A 23,268-nucleotide genomic window follows, 5' to 3' on the forward strand; every position below is an offset into this window, starting at 1 on the left:
CACCGGCCGCCCGGATCCGCCGCCGGGTGCCGGTGGCAGGTCCCGCCACCGGCCGCCCGGCCCTACAGCAGCTTGCGCCGCTTCAGGTAGGCGACCAGGTCGTCGTAGACGCCGCCCTCGTTGGCGAACATGGCCACGTTGCGGGCCGTCGACAGCCACGGACGGGTCGACGGGCGGACCTCCGACAGCGCCCGCTCCAGGTCCCGCTGCTCGATCATCCGGACCACGCCGGCGCGTACCGAGTCGGCCATCGCGAACTCGGCCGCCGTCTCGCAGAGGTGGGCCAGATCGGCGCCGGAGTAGTCCTCCGTCGCGGCGACCAGCCGGCGCAGGTCGATGTTGGCGATCGGCCGCTCCCGCAGGTGGTACTCCAGGATCGCGGCCCGGGCCTCGGCGTCCGGCGGCAGCACCAGCACCACCCGGTCGAGCCGCCCCGGCCGGCGCAGCGCCGGGTCGACGTCCCACGGGGTGTTCGTCGCGGCCAGCACGAAGACGCCCTCGTTGTCGCCCTCCATGCCGTCCAGCTCGGCCAGCAACTGGTTGCCCAGGGTCCGCATCGAACTCGACGAGACCTGCGAGCGCTTGTGCCCCAGCGCGTCGATCTCGTCCAGGAAGAGCACGCAGGGCGCGCTGCGCCGGGCCGCCTCGAAGAGCTCGTGCAGGTTCCGCTCCGAGTTGCCGATCCACATGTCCAGCACGTCCACGATCGACAGCGAGACGAACTTTGCCCCCATCTCGCCGGCCACCGCCCGGGCCAGGAAGGTCTTGCCGCAGCCGGGCGGGCCGTAGAGCATCAACCCGCCGCGCAGGCTCTTGCCGTACATCCGGCGCAGCTCCGGGTTGCGCAGCGGGCCCAGGAAGGCCAGCTCCAGGCGTTCCTTCACCGCCGCCATGCCGCCCACGTCGGCCAGCCGGACCGGCGGGGACTCCACGTCGTACACCCGGTCGTCGTCACCCTGGACCGGCTCCCGCTCGTCGCCGGCCCGGGCGAAGCGCGGCGGCACCACGTCGGCCAGCTCCTGCTCGTACGCCGCCAGCGGGTCGTCGCCCGCCGGGACCGCGCGCTGCGCCGGCGGAGTCACCGGCTCGGCGGCGGGTACGCCGAGCGCCCGCTGCATGATCGCCTGCGCCTGGGCGTTGCCCGGGTCCCGGGCGAGCGCCTGCCCGACCTGCGCGATCGCCTCCGCGCCCCGGCCGGCGTCGAGCAGCAGCCCGGCCAGGTGCAGCCGCAGCGGCAGGTCGTCGGGGCGGGCGTCGAGGGCGGCCAGCAGGCTGTCGATGAGGGGATCGGCGCTCATAGGACGAGCAGCGTAGTGCCCGCCCGGCGCGGCCCGCTCACCCTCCGGCCCCGGGATCCACCGCCGCTTCCCTGGGCGGGCCGAAGCGGTGGCGCGCCCAACCGGTCGATCCGGACGGCCCTCTCCGCGTCGTTACTCACCGTATTCGGCCGGTTGACCGATTGCGCGTCGCGCCCGCCCGCTGCCGGGTATCGGCTGCCCTTGCTCGCCACGCACAGTAGGGTCAACCCGGTGAGCGCCACCGGCGAGCACGGCCAGCCGCAGTCGCGAACGATGAGGTGACCTTCAGTGACCACCCCAGGCAAGACCCGCGTGGCGATCGTCTTCGGCGGGCGCAGCCCCGAGCACGGCATCTCCTGCGTCAGCGCGGGCAGCGTGCTGGGTGCCCTCGACCCGGACGAGTTCGAGGTGGTGCCGGTCGGCATCACCCGACAGGGGCAGTGGGTGCTGGCCAGCGCCGACCCGACGCAGCTCGCGATCACCGACCGGAAGCTGCCGGAGATCACCGCCGGCTCCGGCGCCGAACTGGTGCTGCGCGCCGACCCGGCGGTCGGTGGGCTGCTGGTGCTCGACCCGGCGCAGGGCCCCCGGGCGCTGGCCGACGTCGACGTCGTCTTCCCGGTGCTGCACGGCGCCTACGGCGAGGACGGCACCATCCAGGGAATGCTGGAGATGGCCGACATCCCGTACGTGGGGGCGAACGTCTTCGCTTCGGCCGCCGCCATGGACAAGGAGTTCACCAAGAAGCTCTGCGCCGCCGAGGGCATCCCGGTCGGCCCGTACGTGGTGCTGCGCAGCGGGATGACCATGACCGAGGACGACAAGCAGCGCCTCGGCCTGCCGGTCTTCGTCAAGCCCTCCCGCGCCGGCTCCTCCTTCGGCATCACCAAGGTCGACGACTGGTCCCAGCTCGACGCGGCGGTGGCCACGGCCCGCGAGATCGACACCAAGGTGCTCGTCGAGGGCGCGGTCGTCGGCCGCGAGATCGAGTGCGGCGTGCTGGAGGGCGAGGCCGGCGGCGCGCCCGAGGCGTCGGTGCTGGCCGAGGTGCGGATGATCGGCGACCGCGACTGGTACGACTTCGAGGCCAAGTACCTCTTCGCCGACGAGGTCTGCGAGTACGACGTGCCGGCGAACCTGCCGGAGCGGGTCACCCGCCAGGTGCAGGAGTACGCCACCCGGGCCTTCACCGCGCTGGACTGCTCCGGCCTGGCCCGGGTCGACTTCTTCGTCACCCCGGAGCTGGACGTCTACCTCAACGAGATCAACACCATGCCGGGCTTCACCCCGACCTCGATGTTCCCGCGCATGTGGGCGGCGAGTGGGCTGGAGTACCCGAAGCTGGTGAACCGCCTGATCCGTACCGCCCTGCGCCGCGCCGGCCGCTGACTGTCGCCGCGGCCGGCGGCGGGCGTCAGGCCGTACAGCCGGCGGGCGCGGTCTTCGCGGACGGCACCGTGGCCACGATCACGTCGGAGATGGCCCCCAGCCACTGCAGCGCCGGGCCGTACTCCTTCGGGACCCGGACCTGGACCGGGACCTCCCGGTCGACGGTGGTCAGCACGGTCCCGTCGGCCTGCTCGATCGGGTGCCAGCAGACCCGGTTGACCCCCCACACCTCGTCGGTGTTCGGGAAACAACCGGCGGGCAGGGCGCCACCGGCGGTGGGGGACGGGCAGGGCTTGAGCGGCGGGGTGCCGCCGCAGGCCACGGTCAGCGCCGGATCGCCGTACGCGACGTTCTGCTCGGCGCCGGCGGCGACCGGCCGCTGGTTCAGGTCCCGGACCGTCGGCGGAAGCTGGGACACCAGGGCACGGCAGACCGTCGCGGGCCGTTCGGCCAGGTCCGGGGCCGGCAGTTGGACCGGGGTGCTCGACTGCGAGCGGACGGCGCTCGGCGAGGCCGTCGGGGCGGCCGGCTCGTCCGGGGCGAGCTTGGCGAAGGTGAACCCGGCCACCGCCAGGGTGACCGGCACGGCGACCAGCGTGGCCCAGAGGGCGGCACGGCGGGTGGCGCGGTCGCGGCGCGGGGCCTCCTGCGTCGCGTCGCGGCGCGGCTCCTCCTGTGCCGGGGAGCCGTCGCGGGTGGGGGAGTTACCGATCTCGTCCACTTACAGGCGCACCACCGAACACGTGAGGGTGCGGGTGATGCCGGGCACCATCTGCACCTTGCTGACGATGAGTTTGCCGAGCTCGTCGACGGTGTTCGCCTCGGTGAGCACGACCACGTCGTACGGCCCGGTGACGGCGTCGACCCGCACCACGCCGGCAAGGTCCGCGATCAGTCCGGCCACGTCACGCGCCCGGCCGACCTCGGTTTGGATGAGGATGTACGCCTGTACCACGACTCGACCTCCGTCCGTCGCCGCCTGGGGCGGCCCGAAGGGTGAAACTACCGTACGGAACAGGCGTGATCCCTATCGGTCGCCGTCCGGACGCGGTGAGCGAGCACACGCCGAGTGGTGGTGGAGGTACTGCGGATCGTGCGAGCGCGACGAGAGGACGGCATGACAGTCGCGGGTGTCGGAGAGTTCGGACTGATCGACCGGGTCACCGCCCGGCTGACGTACGGGGAGAGCTGCCTGCTCGGCCCCGGGGACGACGCCGCGGTGGTCGCCACCCCGGACGGGCGGGTGGCGGCCTCCACCGACGTGCTGGTCGAGGGGCGGCACTTCCGGCGGGACTGGTCCGGGGCCCGGGACGTCGGGCATCGGGCGGCCGCCGCCAACCTGGCCGACATCGCGGCCATGGGTGCCACCCCGACCGCGCTGCTGGTGGCGCTCTGCATGCCGGCCGAGCTGGACCCCGCCTGGGCGGAGGAACTGGCCGACGGGCTCGCCGCCGAGGCGGCCCTGGTCGGCGCGAGCGTGGTCGGCGGCGACATGTCCGCCAGCCCCACCCTGACCATCGCGGTGACCGCCCTGGGCGACCTGGGCGGCCGGCCACCGGTGGTCCGCTCCGGAGCCCGCCCGGGCGACCTGGTGGCGCTGGCCGGGCGGACCGGCTGGGCGGCGGCCGGCTTCACCGTGCTGTCCCGGGGGTTCCGGACGCCCCGGCTGCTCGTCGAGGCGTTCCGCCGCCCCGAGGTGCCCTACCCGGCCGGCCCGGAGGCCGCCCGCGCCGGCGCCACCGCCATGATCGACGTCTCCGACGGGCTGCTGGCCGACCTGGGACACGTCGCCACCGCCAGCGGGGTGGCGATCGACCTGACCCGGGACGCGTTCGAGGTACCCCGGCAGATGCGGGACGCCGCCCAGGCGCTCGGCGTCGACCCGTACTCCTGGATCCTGGCCGGCGGCGACGACCACGCCCTGGCGGCGACCTTCCCGGCGACGGCGACCCTGCCGGCGGGCTGGCGGCCGATCGGGCGGGTGGCCGAGGGCGCCGGGGTGACCGTGGACGGGGCGGCCCACTCCGGACCGGGCGGCTGGGACCACTTCCGCCGGGCGGAGTGATCTGCGTCCGACCTGGGGCTGGCGGGCCCCGGACCGGGCCGGACCCGGTCGTACCCTTCAGGCGTGAGCGAGATCGAGATCCGGGTTCGGCGCTTCGACGCCGCCGAGTCGCAGGCGTTGATCCGGGCGGCCCTGGCCGACCTGGGCCAGCGGTACGGCGGCAGCGGCGACGAGACGCCGGTCGACGCGGCGGAGTTCGAGCCCCCGGCGGGCACCTTCCTGGTGGCCTACCTCGACGGGCAGCCGGTGGGGTGCGGCGGCTGGCGCAGCCACGGCGACGACGGCGAGACCGCCGAACTGAAGCGGATGTACACCGCGCCGGCGGCCCGCGGCCGGGGTGTGGCGCGCTCGGTGCTGGCCGCGGTCGAGCGGTCGGCGCGGGAGCAGGGCCGCAAGCGGATCATCCTGGAGTGCGGCGACCGGCAGCCCGAGGCCATCGCCCTGTACACCGCGGCCGGCTACGAGCCGATCCCGAACTTCGGCTTCTACCGCGACGAACCCGGCTGCCTCTCCTTCGCCCGCCCCCTCTGACCACACCCCTCGCCCCGCCCGGCGGGCGTGATCCGCTGTCCCGCTCGGCAGGCGATGATCCACACGGGTTGCGGCAGGTTGTGGTTTCCTGGCCCGCGCAGGCCCCGACTTGCCGCGATCCGTGCGTGTGCCCGCCGGGAGCGGCCGGCCCGGGGGCCGGATGGGGCGGTTGATTCACACGGGTTGCGGCGGGTTGTGGTTTCCTGGCCCGCGTAGGCCCCGACTTGCCGCAATCGGTGCGGGTGCCCGACGAGAGCGGCCGGCCGGGGGCCGGATGGGGCGGTGATCCACAGGGGTTGCCGGCCGGGGGCCGGATGGGGCGGTTGATCCACGCGGGTTGCGGCATGTTGTGGTCTCCCGGCCCGCGCAGGCCCCGACTTGCCGCAATCGGTGCGTGTGCCCGACGAGAGCGGCCGGCCGGGGGCCGGATGGGACGGTGATCCATAGGGGTTGCCGGCCGGGCCGGATGGGGCGGTGATTCACACGGGTTGCGGCAGGTTGTGGTCTCCCGGCCCGCGCAGGCCCCGACTTGCCGCAATCGGTGCGTGTGCCCGACGGGAGCGGCCGGCCCGGGGGCCGGATGGGGCGGTTGATCTACGCGGGTTGCGGCAGGTTGTGGTTTCCGGGTCTGGGCAGGGCCCGTTTTGCCGCAAAGCGTGCGGCGGGTGGCACGACGCGATCCGATGGGCTGAGCCGCGTGGCGGGCACGACGAAAGCCGGCGGGCCCTGGAGGGTCCGCCGGCATCCGACGAGTTTGGGTGGTGCTACCGCGTCAGGCGCGGGTGACCTTGCCGGCCTTGATGCACGACGTGCAGACCTGCAACTTCTTGGTGTTGCCGCCACCAGCCGGGGTGCGCACCGACTGGATGTTCGGGTTCCAGCGGCGGTTGGTCTTCTTCTTGGACCAGGGCACGTTGTGGCCGAAGCCCGGCCCCTTGCCACAGACGTCGCACACGCTAGCCACGGGATACTCCTGGGATTGATACGTTCATGAGGTCGCCGCCAGGCGCAGCCCGGGCAACCTGGTCAGGTTACCCGATGACCGGCCGGTCCGGCCAACCGGCCCGGCCGGCGGCCGGCGGTTCCGGCTCCCAGGCTCCAGCGGCGCCGAGCGGGACCCGCCAGACCCGCGTGCACGAGTCGCCGGACCCGCCGAGCGGGACCCGCCGGACACGCTGTGAACGAGCCGCCAGACCCGTCGCGCACGAGGTGCCGGACCGCCGAGCGCGAGGCCGCGAGACTCGTCGTGCATGTGGCGCCGGACCCGCCAAGCGCGAGGCCGCGAGACCGTCGTGCATGAGGCGCCGGGCCCGTCGAGCGGGGGGTGGCGGGCGGGAAGGCGGCAAGCGTACCGGCGGAGGGCCGGCGACGCTGATCCGACCCGGCGGCCGGACACGCCGGGCGACCCCGGCGGGTGTCGGTCCGCGCCAGTAGGCTTCCCGACGTGCTGGACACCCTCGACGCGGCCGCGGTGCGCCGGTGGTGCGCGAGCGGGCTGGCCGCCCTCCAGCGCCACCAGGGCGAGATCGACGACCTGAACGTCTACCCGGTCCCGGACGGCGACACGGGCACCAATCTGGTGCTCACCCTCACCTCCGCCCAGCAGGCCCTCGCCATGGACCTGGGCACCCTCCCCGAGGACGGGCACACCCCGCACGGGCACGCGCTGCGGCTGATGGCCCGGGGCGCGCTGCTCGGCGCCCGTGGCAACTCCGGGGTGATCCTGTCGCAGATCCTGCGCGGCCTGGCCGACACGCTGGCCGCCGCGCCCGCGGTCCGCGGCCGCCAACTCGCCGCCGCGCTGTCCGGCGCGGCCACCGCCGCGTACGCCGCGGTCGCCCAACCGGTCGAGGGCACCCTGCTCAGCGTGGTGGCCGCCGCGGCGCGCGCCGCCGAACAGGCGGACAGCGACGACCTGCGCGCGGTGTGCCGGGCCGCAGCGGAGGCGGCGGCGACCGCGCTGGCGCGTACCCCTGAGCAGTTGCCGGCGCTGGCCCGTGCCGGCGTGGTGGACGCCGGCGGGCGGGGTCTCTGCCTGCTGCTGGACGCGCTGGTCGAGGTGGTGACCGGGGAGAGTCCCCGGCCGCCGGCCGTGCCGTCGCCGGCGGTCCGCCCGCCGGCCGCCGCCGTGCGCGAGACCGGCTCCCCGGAGTACGCCTACGAGGTGCAGTATCTGCTCGACGCCACGGACGCGGCGGTGGGCCGGCTCCGCGCCGAGCTGGACGCGCTCGGCGACTCCCTGGTGATCGTCGGGGACGGCGGCCCGGGCGGCGGCACCTGGAACGTGCACGTGCACGTCAACGACGTCGGCGCGGCGATCGAGGCGGGGGTGGTGGCCGGCCGGCCGCACCGGATCACCGTGACCCGTTTCGCCGACCAGCCGGCCCCGGCCGCCGCCCAGGCGGCGTGGCGGCCCGACGGCCGGGCGGCCGTGGTGGTGGCCACCGGTGCCGGCATCGCCGAGCTCTTCGCCGGGGAGGGGGCCGTCGTGGTGCCGGCCAACCCGTCCACCGGCGAGTTGCTCGACGCGGTACGGGCCACCGGGGCGGCCCGGGTGGTGGTGCTGCCCAACGACCCGAACACCCAGTCGGTGGCGAGCGCGGCCGCCCGGGAGGCGCACGGGCTCGGGGTGAAGGTGAGCGTGGTGCCGACCCGCTCGCCCGTGCAGGCCCTGGCCGCGCTGGCCGTCCGCGATCCGCAGCGGCGCTTCGAGGACGACGTCATCGCCATGGCCGAGGCGGCCGGTGCCTGCCGGTACGCCGAGGTCTGCCACGCCAGCAAGGAGGCCCTCACCGTGGCCGGCCCGTGCCGGCCCGGCGACGTGCTGGCCCTGGTCGAGGGGGAGGTGCACCTGATCGGGCAGGATCTGCTGGACACCTGCACCGCGGTGGTCGACCGGATGCTCGGCGGCGGCGGTGAGCTGGTCACCCTGCTCTGTGGGGCGGACGCCCCAGCGGGGCTGGCCGACCGGGTGCGCGAGCACGTCGAGCGCTCCTGGCCGTTCGTCGAGGTGCAGGCGTACGAGGGCGGCCAGCCGCACTACCCGCTCCTGCTGGGGGTCGAATGACGAGCGAACCGAGCACGGTGGACACGCCGCTGAAGAAGCTGGTCGGGGAGCGTACCGCCAAGGCCCTGGCCAGCCACCTCGACCTGCACACCGCCGGCGACCTGATCTACCACTTCCCCCGCCGGTACGACGAGCGCGGCGAGCACACCGACATCCGCTCGCTGGACGTGGGCGAGCAGGTGACCGTGCTGGCGCAGGTGCAGCGCACCGCGGTGCGGCCGATGCGTCAGCGCCGGGGCAACCTGCTGGAGGTGACCGTCGGCGACGGCTCGGGCGGGGTGCTCACCCTCACCTTCTTCGGCAACCAGGCCTGGCGGGAGCGGGAGCTGCGCCCCGGCCGGTGGGGGCTCTTCGCCGGCAAGGTCACCGAGTTCCGGGGCAAGCGGCAGCTCAACGGCCCGGAGTACGTGCTGCTGGGTGAGGGCGGCGACGGCGAGGCGGCCGCCAACGAGGAGGTCGAGGAGTTCGCCGGGGCGCTGATCCCGGTCTACCCGGCCGCGGCGGCCGTGCCGACCTGGGTGATCGCCCGCTGTGTGCGGGTGGTGCTGGACACCTTCACCCCGCCGGAGGATCCGCTGCCGGCGACCGTCCGGGCCACCCGCAACCTGGCCGACATCGGCACCGCGCTGCGCGAGATCCACCGGCCGTCCAGCAAGGAGGCGCTCTACCGGGCCCGGCGGCGGCTCAAGTGGGACGAGGCGTTCGCCGTGCAGCTCACCCTGGTGCAGCGCAAGCACCGGGCGGCGGCCTGGCCGGCGAAGGCCCGGCCGGCGCGGCCCGGTGGCCTGCTGGACGCGTTCGACGCCCGGCTGCCGTACGAGCTGACCTCGGGGCAGCAGGTCGTCGGCCGGGAGATCGCCGCGGACCTGGCCACCGCGCACCCGATGCACCGGCTGCTGCAGGGCGAGGTCGGCTCCGGCAAGACCCTGGTGGCGCTGCGGGCCATGCTCCAGGTGGTCGACGCCGGCGGGCAGGCGGCCCTGCTCGCCCCGACCGAGGTGCTCGCCGCCCAGCACCACCGGGGCATCGTCGAGCTGCTGGGCCCGCTGGCGCAGGCCGGCGAGCTGGGCGCCGCCGACGACGCCACCCGGGTGGAGCTGGTCACCGGCTCGCTCGGCGCGGCGGCCCGGCGGCGGGCGCTCGCCGAGGTGGCCGAGGGGCGGGCCGGCATCGTGCTCGGCACCCACGCCCTGCTCTACGAGGGCGTCGACTTCCAGGACCTGGGCCTGGTGGTGGTCGACGAGCAGCACCGCTTCGGCGTCGAGCAGCGCGACGCGCTGCGCGCCAAGGCCGACCAGCCGCCGCACGTGCTGGTGATGACCGCGACGCCGATCCCGCGCACGGTCGCCATGACCGTCTACGGCGACCTGGAGACCTCCACGCTGTCCCAGCTGCCGCAGGGGCGTTCGCCGATCGCCTCGCACGTGGTGCCGGCGGCGGACAAGCCGGCCTTCCTGGACCGGGCCTGGCGCCGGCTGCGCGAGGAGGTCGGCAAGGGCCACCAGGCGTACGTGGTCTGCCCGCGGATCGGGGATCCGGGGTCCGGGGCCGGAGCGGCCAGCGCGGAGGCGCCGGACTCCGGACCAGGGCCGGTCTCCGACGAGGAGCCCCCGCGCGAGGACGACAACGGGCGGCGCCCGCCGCTGGCGGTGACCGAGGTGGCACCGCTGCTCGCCGAGGGGCCGCTGCACGGGCTGCGGATCGGGGTGCTGCACGGGCGGCTGCCGGCCGACGAGAAGGACGCGGTGATGCGCGCCTTCGCCGCTGGGGACCTGGACGTGCTGGTGGCCACCACGGTCGTCGAGGTGGGCGTCAACGTGCCCAACGCCACCATGATGATCGTGTTGGACGCCGACCGGTTCGGCGTCTCCCAGCTGCACCAGCTGCGCGGCCGGGTGGGCCGGGGCTCCGCCGCCGGCCTCTGCCTGCTGGTCACCGAGGCGATGGAGGGCTCGTCCGCCCGGGAACGCCTCGACGCGGTGGCGTCCACCACGGACGGTTTCAAGCTGGCCGAGCTGGATCTGGAGCAGCGCCGGGAGGGTGACGTGCTGGGCGCCAGCCAGTCGGGGCGCCGTTCCCATCTGCGGTTGCTCTCGCTGCTCCGGGACACCGAGCTGATCCGGGACGCCCGCGCCGAGGCGATCGCCCTGGTCGAGGAGGATCCGGAGTTGGAGCGGCACCCGGCGCTGGCCGCCTCGGTGGCCGCGCTCGTCGACGAGGAACGCGCCGAATACCTGGAGAAGGGCTGACTCGCTCAGGCCGGCCTAGGGCAGCGCAGGATGCGCGACGGCGAGTTCTTCGCGTCGCAGGATCGCGCCCTGGAGCTGCTCCAGGCGCCGGGACGGCTCGATACCCAGCGCCTCGCGGAAGTGTCGGCGAGCCTCTTGGTAGGCGCCGAGGGCTCCGGCGGGGTCACCAGCGAGATACAGAGCCCGCATCAGCTGTTCCCAGGGGCGGTCGCGCAGCGGCTGGTCGAGCAGGAGGGCCCGGATCTCGGGCAGCAAACCACTTGTGGCGCCGAGTGCGAGGCGGGCGTCAACGAAGTCCTCGGTGGCGATGACACGCTGTTCGTCGAGGTCGGCGAGTTGCTGGGCGAGCGTGCCGGTGACGGTGATGTTCTGACCCGCGGGACCACGCCAGAGCGCGAGCGCGTCGTGGAGAAGCGTCGCCGCGGCGCCGTGTTCGCCGGCCGAAAGGTGCACCTGGCCGCGTCGGAAGAGGTCCGTGAAGACGCGCGCGTCCAGCTCGTCGGGAGTGAGCGCGAGGAGGTAACCACCCTCGGGCACGGTGACCAGTCGTGTTGCCATCACCGGGCTGCCAGTACGCAGGATGGCACGCACCCGGGCGAGGTAAGTGCGGAGATTCGACATCGCCGACCGGGGCGGGGCGGCCCAAAGCGCCTGAGCCAGCCGGCTGGCGCTGACGCGTTGACCGCCGGCGAGAAGCAGTGTGGCCAGCACCGCCCTGAGCATGGCGACGTCCAGGCTCAGCTCCACGCCGTCGACAGTCGCCTGCAAGGTGCCAAGCAGGGCAAATCTGATCTCCAACCCAACTCCCCCGTGTGACCCGGTCATGACGGTAGGTGTCCCGCCCTCGGTTCACAAGTATCAGCCAGCAAGTTAATCGAGTGATCTCGATGTGCGCGAGATATGCGTAAGAACGTGCAATGAATGCGCAGACGTCGATGAGCATGATCTGGCAGTCGGCACTTGAATACGGGGGTAGCCGTGGACCGCAGTGAACACCATGTGTCGCGCGTTAGGGTGGACGGGCTTGGCGCAGCCGCCAGACGATCGTGCCTTGCCGTCCTCCTCGCCGTGCTGCTAACGGGCGCAGCCGTCGTGGTGATGCGGGGGCCCGCCGTCGCCGCGGCGGCATCGCCAGCTGCGAAATGCCCCGACACGGCCACGGACGAGACCGCGGCCGCGCGAGCGGCGGCCGCCTGTCACGGCCAGGTTGAGGTAGCCGCCGCGCGCGGCGAAAAGCTGCAGGTGTTCGCCAACCCGAACGGCTCCTTCACCACCAGGGCCGCGGCGGCTGTGCAGCGGGTAAGGAAGACGGCCGGGCGCTGGGTCAAGCCTGATCCCTCCTTGCACCGGACGGTGGACGGACGGGTCGTGCCGGCTGCGACCTCGCTGCGGATCTCGTTCTCCGGCGGAGGCAGCGGCCCTGTCGTGACCATCGGCAGGGGCCCTGCCGAGCTGACTCTGCGCTGGCCGACCACCCTGCCGGCGCCGAAGCTTGCCGGTGCCCGTGCCACCTACCCGGATGTCCTTCCCGGTGTGGACCTGGTGCTGACGGCCGAGGTCGAGGGCTACTCCGAGCTGTTGGTGGTCAAGGACGCCCAGTCTGCCGCCAACCCCGCGCTGGCCGCGGTGCGGTTCCGGACCACAGCCAAGGGCTTGCGGCTACGCCAGGGCCGCGCGGGGGATCTGACCGCGGTCGACGACGCGGGCACGCCGTTGTTCGGTTCCGGCACTCCGGCGATGTGGGACTCGTCTACGCCGACCGAGCGGGCGGCCGGCCCCAACCTGGGCTCGCGGCTGGCTCGGCCCGGTACCGTGCGAGCCGCGATGCCGATCGAGCTCACCGGCCACGACCTCCTGGTTCGCCCGGACCTCGCCATGCTGCGGGACAAGGCGACCCGATTCCCGGTCTACATCGACCCGGCGTTCGGCAAGTCGGCCTGGACGATGATCAACAGTACGTTCCCGAGCCAGTCGTACTGGAGCTACGACAAGCAGGACTGCCCCGACCCGTACGGCTCCATCCAGTGCGCCAAGGTGGGCTACACGACCGAGCCGCAGGCCATGATCTACCGGTCGTTGTTCGCCTTCGGCATCGGCACACTGCTGCACAAGCACGTGCAGGACGCCAAGCTGTCGATGGACACCGTCTACTCGTACACCAACACCGACTACGGCACCCAGGTGCGGGTCACCGGCGGAATCAGTTCCGGCACCGCCTGGTCGAACAACTCCGGCAGTTGGGGCGCGGTGGTCGCCACGGCGAACAGCCACGCGCACGACCGGGTGCGCAGGCGCACCGAGTGGGGCGTCACCAGCGCGGTGCAGAAGGCGTCCGGGGGCACGAACGGCACCCTGACCTTCGGGCTGCGTGCGGTCAGCGAATCCGACAAGAATCAGTGGAAGAAGTTCGACGCCGGTACGGCGCTGTTGACCGTCATCTACAACTCGTACCCCAACGCGCCGGACCAGTTGAGCGTCGCGGCCGGTCCCTGCGTTACGGGCGCCTCCCGCCCGTACGTCCGGACGCTGACCCCCACGCTGAAGGCGCGGCTCACCGACCCGGACGGGACCGTGCGGCTGCTCAAGGGCACCTTCTACTGGTGGAAGCTCAGCGGTGGCACCCGCAACAGCACGGACTCGGTCGCGCAGGGCTCGATCGTCTCCGGCCAGTACGCCACCGCCACCATCCCGACGGGACGGTTGACCGATGGCGGCATCTACGTCGTGCAGGCCGTCGCCAACGACGGCATTGACAGCGGGCAGTACTCGGCGACCTGCGAGTTTCAGGTCGACGTGACCGCGCCAGCCGCGCCGAGCGCGGTCATCTCGACGACCTATCCGAACGACGGCCAGGCACACGGCGGTGTCGGTACAGCGGGGGACTTCGTCTTCAAGCCTCCGGCGACGATCCCTGGAGACTTCGACGGCTACGCCTTCACTCTCGACCCGGGCATCAGCGCGGCGAGTGCAACACAGGTGACGGCCAATGCCACTGATCACGCCGCCAGCCGCTCCATCACTCCCGTCGTCGACCAGACGTACAACCTTCGCGTGTGGTCGCGCGACAAGGCCGGCAACTTCTCGGCGTCGCCCTACACCTACACCTTCACCGTCCGCGCTGGAACCGGCCCGGACGCACGGTGGATGTTCGACGACCAAGCGGGAACTGACGTCTCCGAGCACGGCAACACGTTGACCGTCAGCGGCGGCAGTTGGGCCGCCGGACGGGGCAGCTACGGCAAGGCCCTTGTCCTCAACGGCACTGCGGCATACGCGGCCACCAGCGGACCCGTCGCCACCCGGGACCCACAGACCGGCGGGCCGATAACCGTGCACTCCAACCGCAGCTTCAGCGTGGCCGCCACGGTCCGGCTGGACAGCACAGCCGGCACCGGGCAGCGAGCGATCGTCGCCCAAGACGGCACCCGCACCTCACCGTTCTTGCTCAGCTACAGCGTCACCGACAAGAAGTGGAGGTTCGCAGTCGCCGCGACGGACGTGGACGCCCCGACGACCGCAGCCGTGCTATCCAACTCGACCGCTGCCACCGGGGTCTGGACCCGCCTGCTCGCCACCTACGAGGGCACCAGCCACGCGCTCAAACTTTATGTCGACGGCGCGCTCCAGACCGCCACCGCAACAGCCACGACCTTCGACGCTACCGGCCCGATAACGGTCGGGCGAGCCCGCACGGCTGGCGCCGCCTCCAGCTTCTTCCCCGGTGCCATCGACGACCTGCGCGTCTACGCCCGGCTTGTGCTGAACACCGAGTCGGAGTTCACTCTCCTTCAGCTGCCCAACCCACCGATCGTGACGGTGTCGAACAGCGCCACCGCCTACGTGGGTCAGACCATCTCAGCGACGTTGAGTGCCGGTGGTGATCCGGCAGTGACCAAGATCCAGTACCAGGTTGGAGTATCCGGCTCGGTCAACACCGTAATCCTGTCAACCCCAGGCGGGCAGACTCCGGCGGACCTGACTTCGACGACGGTCGGCACGCCGATGCTGATGGTGCAGGGCATCGATGCCGCCGGCCGAAAGTCCCCGATTGCGTCGACCCTACTGACGTTCAAGGAAGCGCCTGCGCTCGCCGGCCGGGTCACGGACGCGGTCACCGGCACGGCGTTGGCCGGCATCACCGTGCAACTGTCCCCCGGCAACCTGACCAGAACAACCGGCGCAACAGGGACCTACAGCTTCACCGGCATCGCCGCCGGCGCCTACGAGGTCACCGCCACGACCGGCGGCAACGGTTGTGCTGGCGAGATTGCTACCACCGAGGTCGACATCGACCGCGTCGTGACGATCGACCTGATGCTGGCACCGGAATCCGACATCTACGGCTACACCTGCAAGACGACGCCGAACACGTCCTTCGTGGCGGGCACGACGAAGCTGACCTTGGAGAGAGTCGCAGCCGTCCCACTGCCGTTCTCGCTGCCTTACTACGGCGGGACATTCGACACCGCGTGGGTGTCGAGCGACGGGGCCCTAACGTTCAAGGATCCGGGCTATTCGATCCCGTACCAGGCGGTGAGTCTGCCCGATCGGTCGAAGGCGCCCCATGGTGCGCTATTCCCCTTCTGGGACGACCTGTACCGCGACTCCCAGTCCAGCGTTTGGATTGGGACCACAGGCTCTGGATCGGCCCAACGGTTCATCGTGGAATGGCGCAACATCGCCTTCTACCCCTTGACCGGTGCACGCGTCAGCTTCGAAGTGTTGCTCTCCCCGAGCGGGGACGTGACCTTCAACTACACGGGAGCAACAGACGACAGGACGAGAGGCGGCAACGCCGCCGTCGGGATCACCAGCCCCGGTGGAGGTTACGGGCTGCAGTACTCCTTCCATGACCCGGTGCTTACACCCGCCACGGCGATTACGTTCGTCTACCCCGATGATCCATGGCCGATCGACTACGGCTCGCTCTCCGGCACCGTGCTGCGCAACGGAAAGCCCGTGAAGGACGCTGAACTCCGGATCGGCCAGGAACCAGCGACGTCGGACGGCTTCGGTCACTACTCGTTCAGCGATCTCGAATGGGGTACCTACGGCATCGAGGCGAACCAGGGATGCGACGCTGCCGACGAGCCGAACGTGGATGTCGACGGCGACATCACTGTCGACCTCTCACTGAGCACTTACAACGACGACTACGGCTACTCCTGTACCTGGGAACAGGCAGAGTGGGTCCCGGGCGAAACGCTGTTGCCCGACGGGTCCGACGAGGTGGCCTTGCCATTCGCCTTCCCGTTCTACGGCGGTCAGTGGACGACCGCGTCGGTCGGTGCGGGATACATGTACAACGACTATCCGACGGATGGTTCCGCCGGGGGCGAGGTCGAGTTCTGGCCGGGTGCCAACCCCTCGGAGGACGAACAGTCCGGCACGTGGACCGCTGTGGTAGGGAGCGCCCCGAATCGGCAGTTCATTGTCGAGGCGCGCAACTACGCATTCGATGAGCGACCAGACCTGCGTCTCACCTGGGAAATGATCTTCAGCGAAGACGGATCGGTAAAGATGATTTTCAAAGATCCGCCGGACCCGACGGCTGTTCCCTATGGCGAGGCGGTCTGGGTGAACCCGTACGACCACGACGGGATCGCCTACCACGAGAAGGGCGAGGGCTTCCCGACGGGAAAGGCCGTCGTGATCCACCCGCCGGCCACCGGCTCCTGACATGTTCTCCCTGCCTGCGCACCCTGATCCATGGAGGTCAACGGTGAGGTTCCGCTCGTCCAGCCCTCGGGCGGTACTGGCGATGCTGGTCGCGGCCTGCCTGGTCGTGACCATGTCGGAGCAGCCGGTCTTCGCCGCGAAGCCGGAGCCGTTCACGCCGCCGAAGGCGGCACAGCAGCCGAGCATTCCGGTGCGGAAGGTGGCGGCGCTTCCGTCGCGGGTCAACCATCTGCCGCAGGCGGGGAGTCTCCCGGCGCCGGTGTGGCCGTCCGCCGGCAGCGTCGACATCGCTCTGTCTGCGCCGAGCGGCTCGCCGGTCTCCTTCCGGCAGCCGGCCTCGGCCGCTGCGGCGCGGTCGGTACCACCGCCGTCGCGGCTGCACGTCGACGTGCTCGACCACGCGGCGTCGGCGCGGGCGGGCTTGCCCGGCCTGCTGTTTCAAGTCCGGCGCGCAGACGGGTCGGCGGTCGCGGCCCCGGTCGGCGTCGCGGTCGATTACGGCCGGTTTGCCACCGCTTACGGCGCGGACTGGTCGACCCGGCTTCGACTGGTCCGGCTGCCGGAGTGCGCGCTGACCACCCCGGCGCGGACCGAGTGCCGGGGCACGGCGCTGCCCACCCGCAACGACCCCCTCGCCAAGCGGGCCACGGCCGATGTGGCGGTCGGCGGCGCGCAGTTGATGGCGCTGACCGCGTCGCCCTCCGGGTCGTCCGGCAGCTACGGAGCCACGAAGTTGTCCTCTTCCGGCACCTGGTCGGCCGGTACCTCGTCCGGCAACTTCAACTGGTCCTACCCGATGCGGGTGCCGCCGGCGCTGGGCGGCCCGATCCCGACGGTGGAACTCGGCTACTCGTCGCAGTCGGTCGACGGCCGGATGGTCTCGTCGAACAACCAGCCCACCGAGGTCGGTGAGGGCTTCGAGCTGGCCACCAGCGGCTTCATCGAGCGCCGCTACAAGACCTGCCGAGACGACACCAAGAACGGCAACAACTCCGGGACCGCCGACAAGGACGCCGACGACCAGTGCTGGGCCACCGACAACGCGTCGCTGAGCCTCAACGGCGCCGGTGGTGACCTGATCAAGGACGCCACCGATCCCAACCTGTGGCACCTGCGGCACGACGACGGCTCCCGGATCGAGCGCCGGACCGGCGCCGACAACGGCGCGCGTAACGGCGAGTGGTGGGTCGTCACCACGGTCAACGGCACCCAGTACTGGTTCGGCCGCAACAAGCTTCCAGGCTGGACCTCCGGTGCCACCACCGCCTCCACCTGGACCGTGCCGGTCTTCGGCAACCACACCGGGGAGCCCTGCCACCAGACGGCGTTCAGCGCGTCGTCCTGCATGGAGGCGTGGCGATGGAACCTCGACTACGTGGTGGACCCGCACGGCAACACCATGTCGTACTGGTACACAACCGAGTCGAACAACTACCAGTCGCTCGGCACCGGCAAGGTCGAGTCGTACCTGCGCAGCGGCACCCTCGACCACGTCAGCTACGGCACCCGGGTCGAGCCCGACCTGGCTACCGGCAAGGACACCGTCTTCACCGGGCACGCCGCTGCGCGGGTCGACTTCGCCTACGGCGACCGCTGTCTGAGCGGCTGTGCCACCCACGACGCCAGCCACTGGCCGGACACCCCGTGGGATCTGGCGTGCACGAGCAGCACGTCGTGTGACGTCCGGATGCCGTCGTTCTACACCACCCGCCGCCTCACCACAGTCACCACCAGCACGTACGACGCGCCGAGCGGGAAGTCCCGCAACGTCGAGCAATGGACCCTCACGCACTCGTATCCGGATCCCCAGGACGGCACCCGGGCCGGCCTGTGGCTGGCCCGAATCAGCCACACCGGCCTTGTCGGCACCGCCACGTCGCTGCCGGATGTGACCTTCACCGGCAAGGCGATGCCCAACCGGGTCGACACGGTCGACCACTCGCCCCCGATGAACTGGATGCGCCTGACCGACATCAACAGCGAGACCGGCGCGATCGTGCACGTCGACTACCTGGACACCGACTGCGTCGCTGGGCAGAGCATGCCGGCTTCATCGGAGAGCAACACCAAGCGGTGCTACCCGGTCCGCTGGACGCCGCCGGGCTTCAGTGAGAAGACCGACTACTTCAACCGGTACGTCGTCAACGAGGTGACCGAGACGGATCGCACCGGCGGGTCCACCCGGGTGCTGCACCACTACACCTATCTCGGCAGCCCGGCCTGGCACTACACCGACGACGACGGCCTGATCCCGGACGAGGCCAAGACCTGGTCGCAGTGGCGGGGATACGGCAAGGTCGGCGTCACCACCGGCGACCCGGGTGGGCAGACGTACACCGAGACGACCTTCTTCCGCGGCATGAACGGCGACCACCTGCCCACCGGCAGCCGGTCGGTGTCGATCTCCGACTCCGAGGGCGGCTCGGTGCCCGACGACGACGCGTACGCGGGGATGACCCGTGAGTCGCGCACCTTCCTCGGGCCCGGCGGTGCGGAGGTCTCCGGCGAGATCAACGACCCGTGGCAGTCGGCACCCACCGCGACCCGCACCATCGCCGGAGTCACGGTCAATGCCCGCTTCGTCAACACCGAGGGCACCCACACGCGAGTCGCCCTCGACCACGCCCCCGGGCTGCGCAGGACCTACAGCAAGAGCACCTTCGACCAGTACGGCATGGTGGTCAAGGAGGACGACCGGGGCGACGAGGCGGTCACCGGCGACGAGCAGTGCACCGTCACCACCTTCGAGCCCCGCAACACCCCGGCCTGGCTGATGGCACTGCCCCACCGGGTGCAGACGTACGCGCTGGACTGCGCCAAGGCGGCCGGGACGGTCACCGAGGCGGACGTCATCGGCGATGGGCGCACGCTCTACGACGGGCACGGCTACGGGGCAGCGCCGAGCAAGGGTGACGTGACCCAGACCGAACAGATGACCGCGTACAACAACGGCAGCCCCACGTACGCGCAGGTGAGCCGGACCGGCTACGACGACCTCGGTCGCGCCGTCGACTCGTGGGACGCGCTTGACCGCCACTCGGGGACCAGCTATACGCCGGCCCGCACCGGCCCGGTGACCCAGACGGTGGACACCAACCCGATGGGCTGGACCACGACCACCACGGTCGAGCCGGCCTGGGGCCTGGCCACCACGACCAGCGACGTCAACCAGCTCACCACCACCCTGCGCTACGACGGGCTGGGCCGGCTCACCAAGGGGTGGCAGCCGGGGCGGGACCCCGGCGCTGACACCCCCGACGTCGCGTACGACTACCTCATCCGCACCGACGGCGTGAACGCGGTGACGACCAGCCACCTGAACCCCAAGGGCGGCGTCACCAAGTCGTACAGCCTCTATGACGGCCTACTGCGGCCACGGCAGACCCAGACCGCCTCGCCGTCCGGCGGCCGGATCCTGACCGACAGCTTCTACGACGCAGCCGGCCGCAAGGTGCTGGACTACGGCGCCTACTACGACCGGACCGGCGCGCCCGGCACGGAACTCGTGCAGCCACTGATCCAGCAGGACGTGCCGAACCAGACCGCCACCCGTTACGACGGCGCCGGCCGGCCGCTCACCTCGGTGTTCCAACCGAAGGGCGTGGAACGCTGGCGCACCACCACGATCTACGGCGGCGACCACACGGACGTCGTGCCACCGGACGGCGCGACGGCGTCGTCCACCTGGACCGACGCGCGGGACCGGACGGTCCAGCTGCGTCGGTACCCGACCCGCTCGGCCACCGGCACCGACTACGACCACACCGACTACACGTACAACCGGCGCGGCCTGCTCGACTCGATCACCATTCCCGACGGCAGCACCTGGTCGTACGGCTACGACCTGCGCGGCCGGCAGACCAGCAGCACCGACCCGGACGGCGGCAGATCCACCAGGCGGTTCGACACCGCCGGGCGGCTGATCGGCAGCACCGACGCCAATACGGCGTCGCTCTTCTACACCTACGACGCCCTCGACCGGAAGACTGCCCTCTACAAGGGCACCAGCCCCACCTCCAGCGGCCAGCTGGCGCAGTGGGACTACGACCAGGCGACCTTCGCCGACGGCGTCACTCCGGTGAAGGGCCAGCTCTACCAGTCCAGCCGGATCGACTCCAACCGCCGCTACGTCAAGGCCGTCAAGCAGTACGACAAGCGCTACCAACCCCTGGTCAGCAGCGTGACGATCCCCAGCGCGGAGACCGGGCTCGGCGGCACGTACGTGTACGGCTCCGGCTACAACCCCGATGGCAGCCCGAGCGGGCTCAGCTACCCGGCGACCGGCGACCTGCAGGCCGAGAGCGTGCTCTACCACTACACGGACTTCGACCAGCCGCTCAGCCTGACCGACCTCTACGGTACCCAGGCCGAGTCGAGCATCGTGTCGGACAGCAGGTACGACGCGCTCGCGCACGCCACCCAGTACACGCTCTACACCGGCCTGTTCACCAGCATGGGGTCACGGGCGTACCTGAACTTCGAGACCGACCAGACCACCGGCCGGCTCAACGAGATCAGCGTGCACCGCGACGGCCTGGCACCGAACACCGTCACCGACATGCACTACAGCTACGACGACGCCGGCAATGTCACGAAGATCGCTGACACGCCGACCGGTGGTGGCTACACCGACATCCAGTGCTTCACCTACGACCGCTACCAGCGACTCAAGGACGCCTGGACGCCGGTGGCCGACGACTGCGCCACCGCGCCGTCCACGAGCACGCTCGGCGGCCCCGCACCCTACTGGCAGACCTACTCGTACACCCTCGGCGGTGCCCGCCAGCAACTCGTCGACCATGTCACGCCCGCCGGGCAGGTCACCACCGACTACCAGTTCACCGACAGCACCCCCACAGACCCCAGCGGCGGGCAGCCGCACGCGCTGCGCGGCACCACCACGACCGACAACACCGGTACGCGCACCGCGGCCTACACGTACGACAAGGCCGGCAATACCAAGACCCGGCCCGGCCCGAACGGCACCCAGACCCTGCTCTGGGACGCGGAGGGTCACCTGCAGAGCGTCACCGACACCGCGGGCACCGTCAGCTACCTCTACGACGCCGACGGCAACCGCCTGGTCAGCCGGGACACCACCGGGCGGACGCTCTACCTGCCGAACCAGGAGGTGCGCTACACCAACAGCACCGCGACCGCGACGTGTACGCGCTACTACCCGTTCGGCGGCGGCACGGTCGCGCAGCGCACCGGCACGGGGCTGACCTGGCTGGCCAGTGACCACCAGGGCACCCAGGACGTGAGCCTCAACGAGAAGAGCCAGGTCGCCACCATCCGCCGGCAGACGCCGTTCGGCACTCCACGCGGCTCGACGGGCAACTGGGTGAACACCAAGGGCTTCGTCGGCGGCACAATCGACCCGACCGGGCTGACCCACGTGGGCGCCCGCGAGTACGACCCGGCGTTGGGCCGGTTCATCTCCGTTGACCCGCTGCTGGACAGCAGCGACCCGCAGTCGATGGAGGGCTACGCCTACGCGGACAACAGCCCGGTGGTGCACTCCGACCCGTCCGGTCAAATGATCATCGCGGACGGGTGCGGCTTCTGCAGCAGCACCCCACCGGCAGCTACCAGTCCGACGCAGACGCAGCCGAACAAGCCGCCCGCGCCGGCACCCAAGCCGAAGAAGTGCAACTGGCGCTGCAAGCTGCACAAGGGCTTCACCGCAACCACCAACTGGGTGGACGACCACAAGGCGGCGATCGCCGGGGCGGCCGTCGGCGTGGTTGTCGGTGTCGGCTGCGGTGCGGCGATCGGCTGGACCGGCGTCGGCGCGGTCGCCTGCGGCGCGCTCGCCGGAGCCGCCGGCAACATGGTCACCTACGCCATCGAGACGAAAGTCGAGCACAAGGGCAATTTCAGCCTCGGCGGGATGCTGGTACAGGGGGCGGTGGGCGCGGTCGTCGGCGGCGTCATGGGCGGTCTGGGCTCGGTCGCCGGCCAAGCCATCAAGGCCGGCGTGACATCGATGCTGTCCGGAGCGGGCGCACGGGCTGCGGCGGCGGCCGGCGGTGCGGCGGCCAAGAAGGAAGCCGGCGCCATCGTCAGCGGCCTCACCCGCAATGCCTTCCGCAGCTCCGCCAGCAACGCATCTGCAGGTGCCGCCGAGAGGGCGGCCTCGGGATGCCACAGCTTTAGTCCGAAGACGCGGGTCCTGATGGCCGACGGCAGCACCAAGGCGATCAAGGACGTGCGCGTCGGCGACAGAGTGCTAGCGACCGATCCGCACACCGGTAGGCGGGTCGCCAAGGTGGTCACCGTCCTGCACCGCAACGCCGACCGCGACTTGGCCGACGTCACCATCAAGAACGCGAAGACGGGCGCCACCACCGTCCTGCACACCACCTGGCACCACCCATTCTGGGCCGCAGACCGGCAGCAGTGGGTCGAGGCCGCAGACCTCATGCCGGGCGATCACCTCCGGGACGACAGCGGGCGTGCCAACCAGATCGTCACCAGCATCAGGACCTGGACCGGCCTGCAATGGATGCGTGATCTCACGGTCGCCGACATCCACACGTACTATGTGCTGGCAGGGGCCAGCCCTGTCCTAGTTCACAACTGTCCCAACGCAACGTTCCACTGGGACCCGGACAAGGGGCACGCGTACCTTGAGGTTAGGTCGGGCGACGAATCCGTGATGACGCACGCTGTACCGATGGATATGCCTGACCCATTCGGTGGATCCTCCAACCTCAACGTTCCGAGAATAGGTGGCAGCCCCGGTCCGAACTCTTTCACGCATGATTTCGAACTGCCGAATCCACAGGGTGCCCTGGGCTTCATCGATAGGCAGGTGAACGCGGCGGGAACGATGCATCTACGCGACTACTCGCCGATTTCAAACAGTTGCATCACGTACTGTGCGGACGTTCTACGAGCTGGCGGACTGACTGAATTCGGGCCTGGGAAAGCTGGGACCGATCTCTTGAAAAGCGTTATTCCGCCAGAGCTATACCGTCCTTGAGA

12 protein-coding genes are annotated in these 23,268 nt (G+C 71.2%); 7 read left to right on the plus strand and 5 right to left on the minus strand.

The genetic code is table 11. The annotated features are described in order from the left end of the window. Positions 1–62: 62 nt before the first annotated feature. Positions 63–1,298 carry an ATP-binding protein gene (locus AB0I11_RS26775; RefSeq protein ID WP_357326210.1) on the minus strand — a complete coding sequence of 412 codons (1,236 nt, stop codon included), beginning with the start codon at positions 1,296–1,298 and terminating at the stop codon, positions 63–65. A 288-nt stretch (positions 1,299–1,586) separates the two neighbouring features. On the opposite strand from AB0I11_RS26775, the gene AB0I11_RS26780 reads away from it, so the two are divergent. Next, positions 1,587–2,687 (plus strand): D-alanine--D-alanine ligase family protein, encoded by a 1,101-nt coding sequence (locus AB0I11_RS26780; protein WP_357326213.1) that lies wholly within the window; start codon positions 1,587–1,589, stop codon positions 2,685–2,687. 25 nt (positions 2,688–2,712) lie between these two features. Here the strand turns inward: AB0I11_RS26780 and AB0I11_RS26785 are convergent, their stop codons facing one another. Then, complete coding sequence (locus AB0I11_RS26785) at positions 2,713–3,408, minus strand: DUF3515 family protein (protein WP_357326216.1); 696 nt, start codon at positions 3,406–3,408, stop codon at positions 2,713–2,715. After that, positions 3,409–3,642 (minus strand): Lrp/AsnC ligand binding domain-containing protein, encoded by a 234-nt coding sequence (locus AB0I11_RS26790; RefSeq protein WP_013284547.1) that lies wholly within the window; start codon positions 3,640–3,642, stop codon positions 3,409–3,411. Between the two features lie 162 nt (positions 3,643–3,804). Here AB0I11_RS26790 and AB0I11_RS26795 point away from each other — a divergent pair, with 162 nt between their 5' ends. Both AB0I11_RS26795 and AB0I11_RS26800 read left to right on the plus strand, forming a co-directional pair. Further along, entirely contained in the window at positions 3,805–4,752 is a 948-nt protein-coding gene (locus AB0I11_RS26795; protein ID WP_357326218.1) for a thiamine-phosphate kinase, read from the plus strand. A 63-nt stretch (positions 4,753–4,815) separates the two neighbouring features. Then, entirely contained in the window at positions 4,816–5,283 is a 468-nt protein-coding gene (locus AB0I11_RS26800; RefSeq protein WP_357326221.1) for a GNAT family N-acetyltransferase, read from the plus strand. A gap of 772 nt (positions 5,284–6,055) precedes the next feature. Here AB0I11_RS26800 and rpmB read toward each other — a convergent pair. Continuing rightward, positions 6,056–6,247: a 50S ribosomal protein L28 gene (rpmB, locus tag AB0I11_RS26805; RefSeq protein ID WP_091671657.1), complete on the minus strand. Its 192-nt coding sequence runs from the start codon at positions 6,245–6,247 to the stop codon at positions 6,056–6,058. Positions 6,248–6,727: 480 nt separating this feature from the next. On the opposite strand from rpmB, the gene AB0I11_RS26810 reads away from it, so the two are divergent. Together AB0I11_RS26810 and recG are read left to right on the plus strand one after the other, a co-directional pair. After that, positions 6,728–8,350 carry a DAK2 domain-containing protein gene (locus AB0I11_RS26810; RefSeq protein ID WP_357326224.1) on the plus strand — a complete coding sequence of 541 codons (1,623 nt, stop codon included), beginning with the start codon at positions 6,728–6,730 and terminating at the stop codon, positions 8,348–8,350. Further along, a complete protein-coding gene (gene recG / locus AB0I11_RS26815) occupies positions 8,347–10,599 on the plus strand; it encodes an ATP-dependent DNA helicase RecG (protein WP_357326227.1) in 2,253 nt (750 codons plus the stop codon). The genes AB0I11_RS26810 and recG overlap by 4 nt, the downstream gene beginning before the upstream one ends. A 15-nt stretch (positions 10,600–10,614) precedes the next feature. Here the strand turns inward: recG and AB0I11_RS26820 are convergent, their stop codons facing one another. Then, complete coding sequence (locus AB0I11_RS26820) at positions 10,615–11,397, minus strand: AfsR/SARP family transcriptional regulator (RefSeq protein WP_357326230.1); 783 nt, start codon at positions 11,395–11,397, stop codon at positions 10,615–10,617. Positions 11,398–11,577: 180 nt separating this feature from the next. Between AB0I11_RS26820 and AB0I11_RS26825 the strand changes: the two genes are divergently transcribed. Continuing rightward, positions 11,578–16,278, plus strand: a complete 4,701-nt coding sequence (locus tag AB0I11_RS26825) for a carboxypeptidase regulatory-like domain-containing protein (RefSeq protein ID WP_357326233.1) — start codon at positions 11,578–11,580, stop codon at positions 16,276–16,278. A gap of 43 nt (positions 16,279–16,321) precedes the next feature. After that, a complete protein-coding gene (locus AB0I11_RS26830) occupies positions 16,322–23,266 on the plus strand; it encodes a polymorphic toxin-type HINT domain-containing protein (RefSeq protein ID WP_357326236.1) in 6,945 nt (2,314 codons plus the stop codon). Positions 23,267–23,268 lie beyond the last annotated feature (2 nt).

It is taken from the genome of Micromonospora sp. NPDC050495, from assembly GCF_040655175.1.
Lineage (GTDB): Bacteria > Actinomycetota > Actinomycetes > Mycobacteriales > Micromonosporaceae > Micromonospora.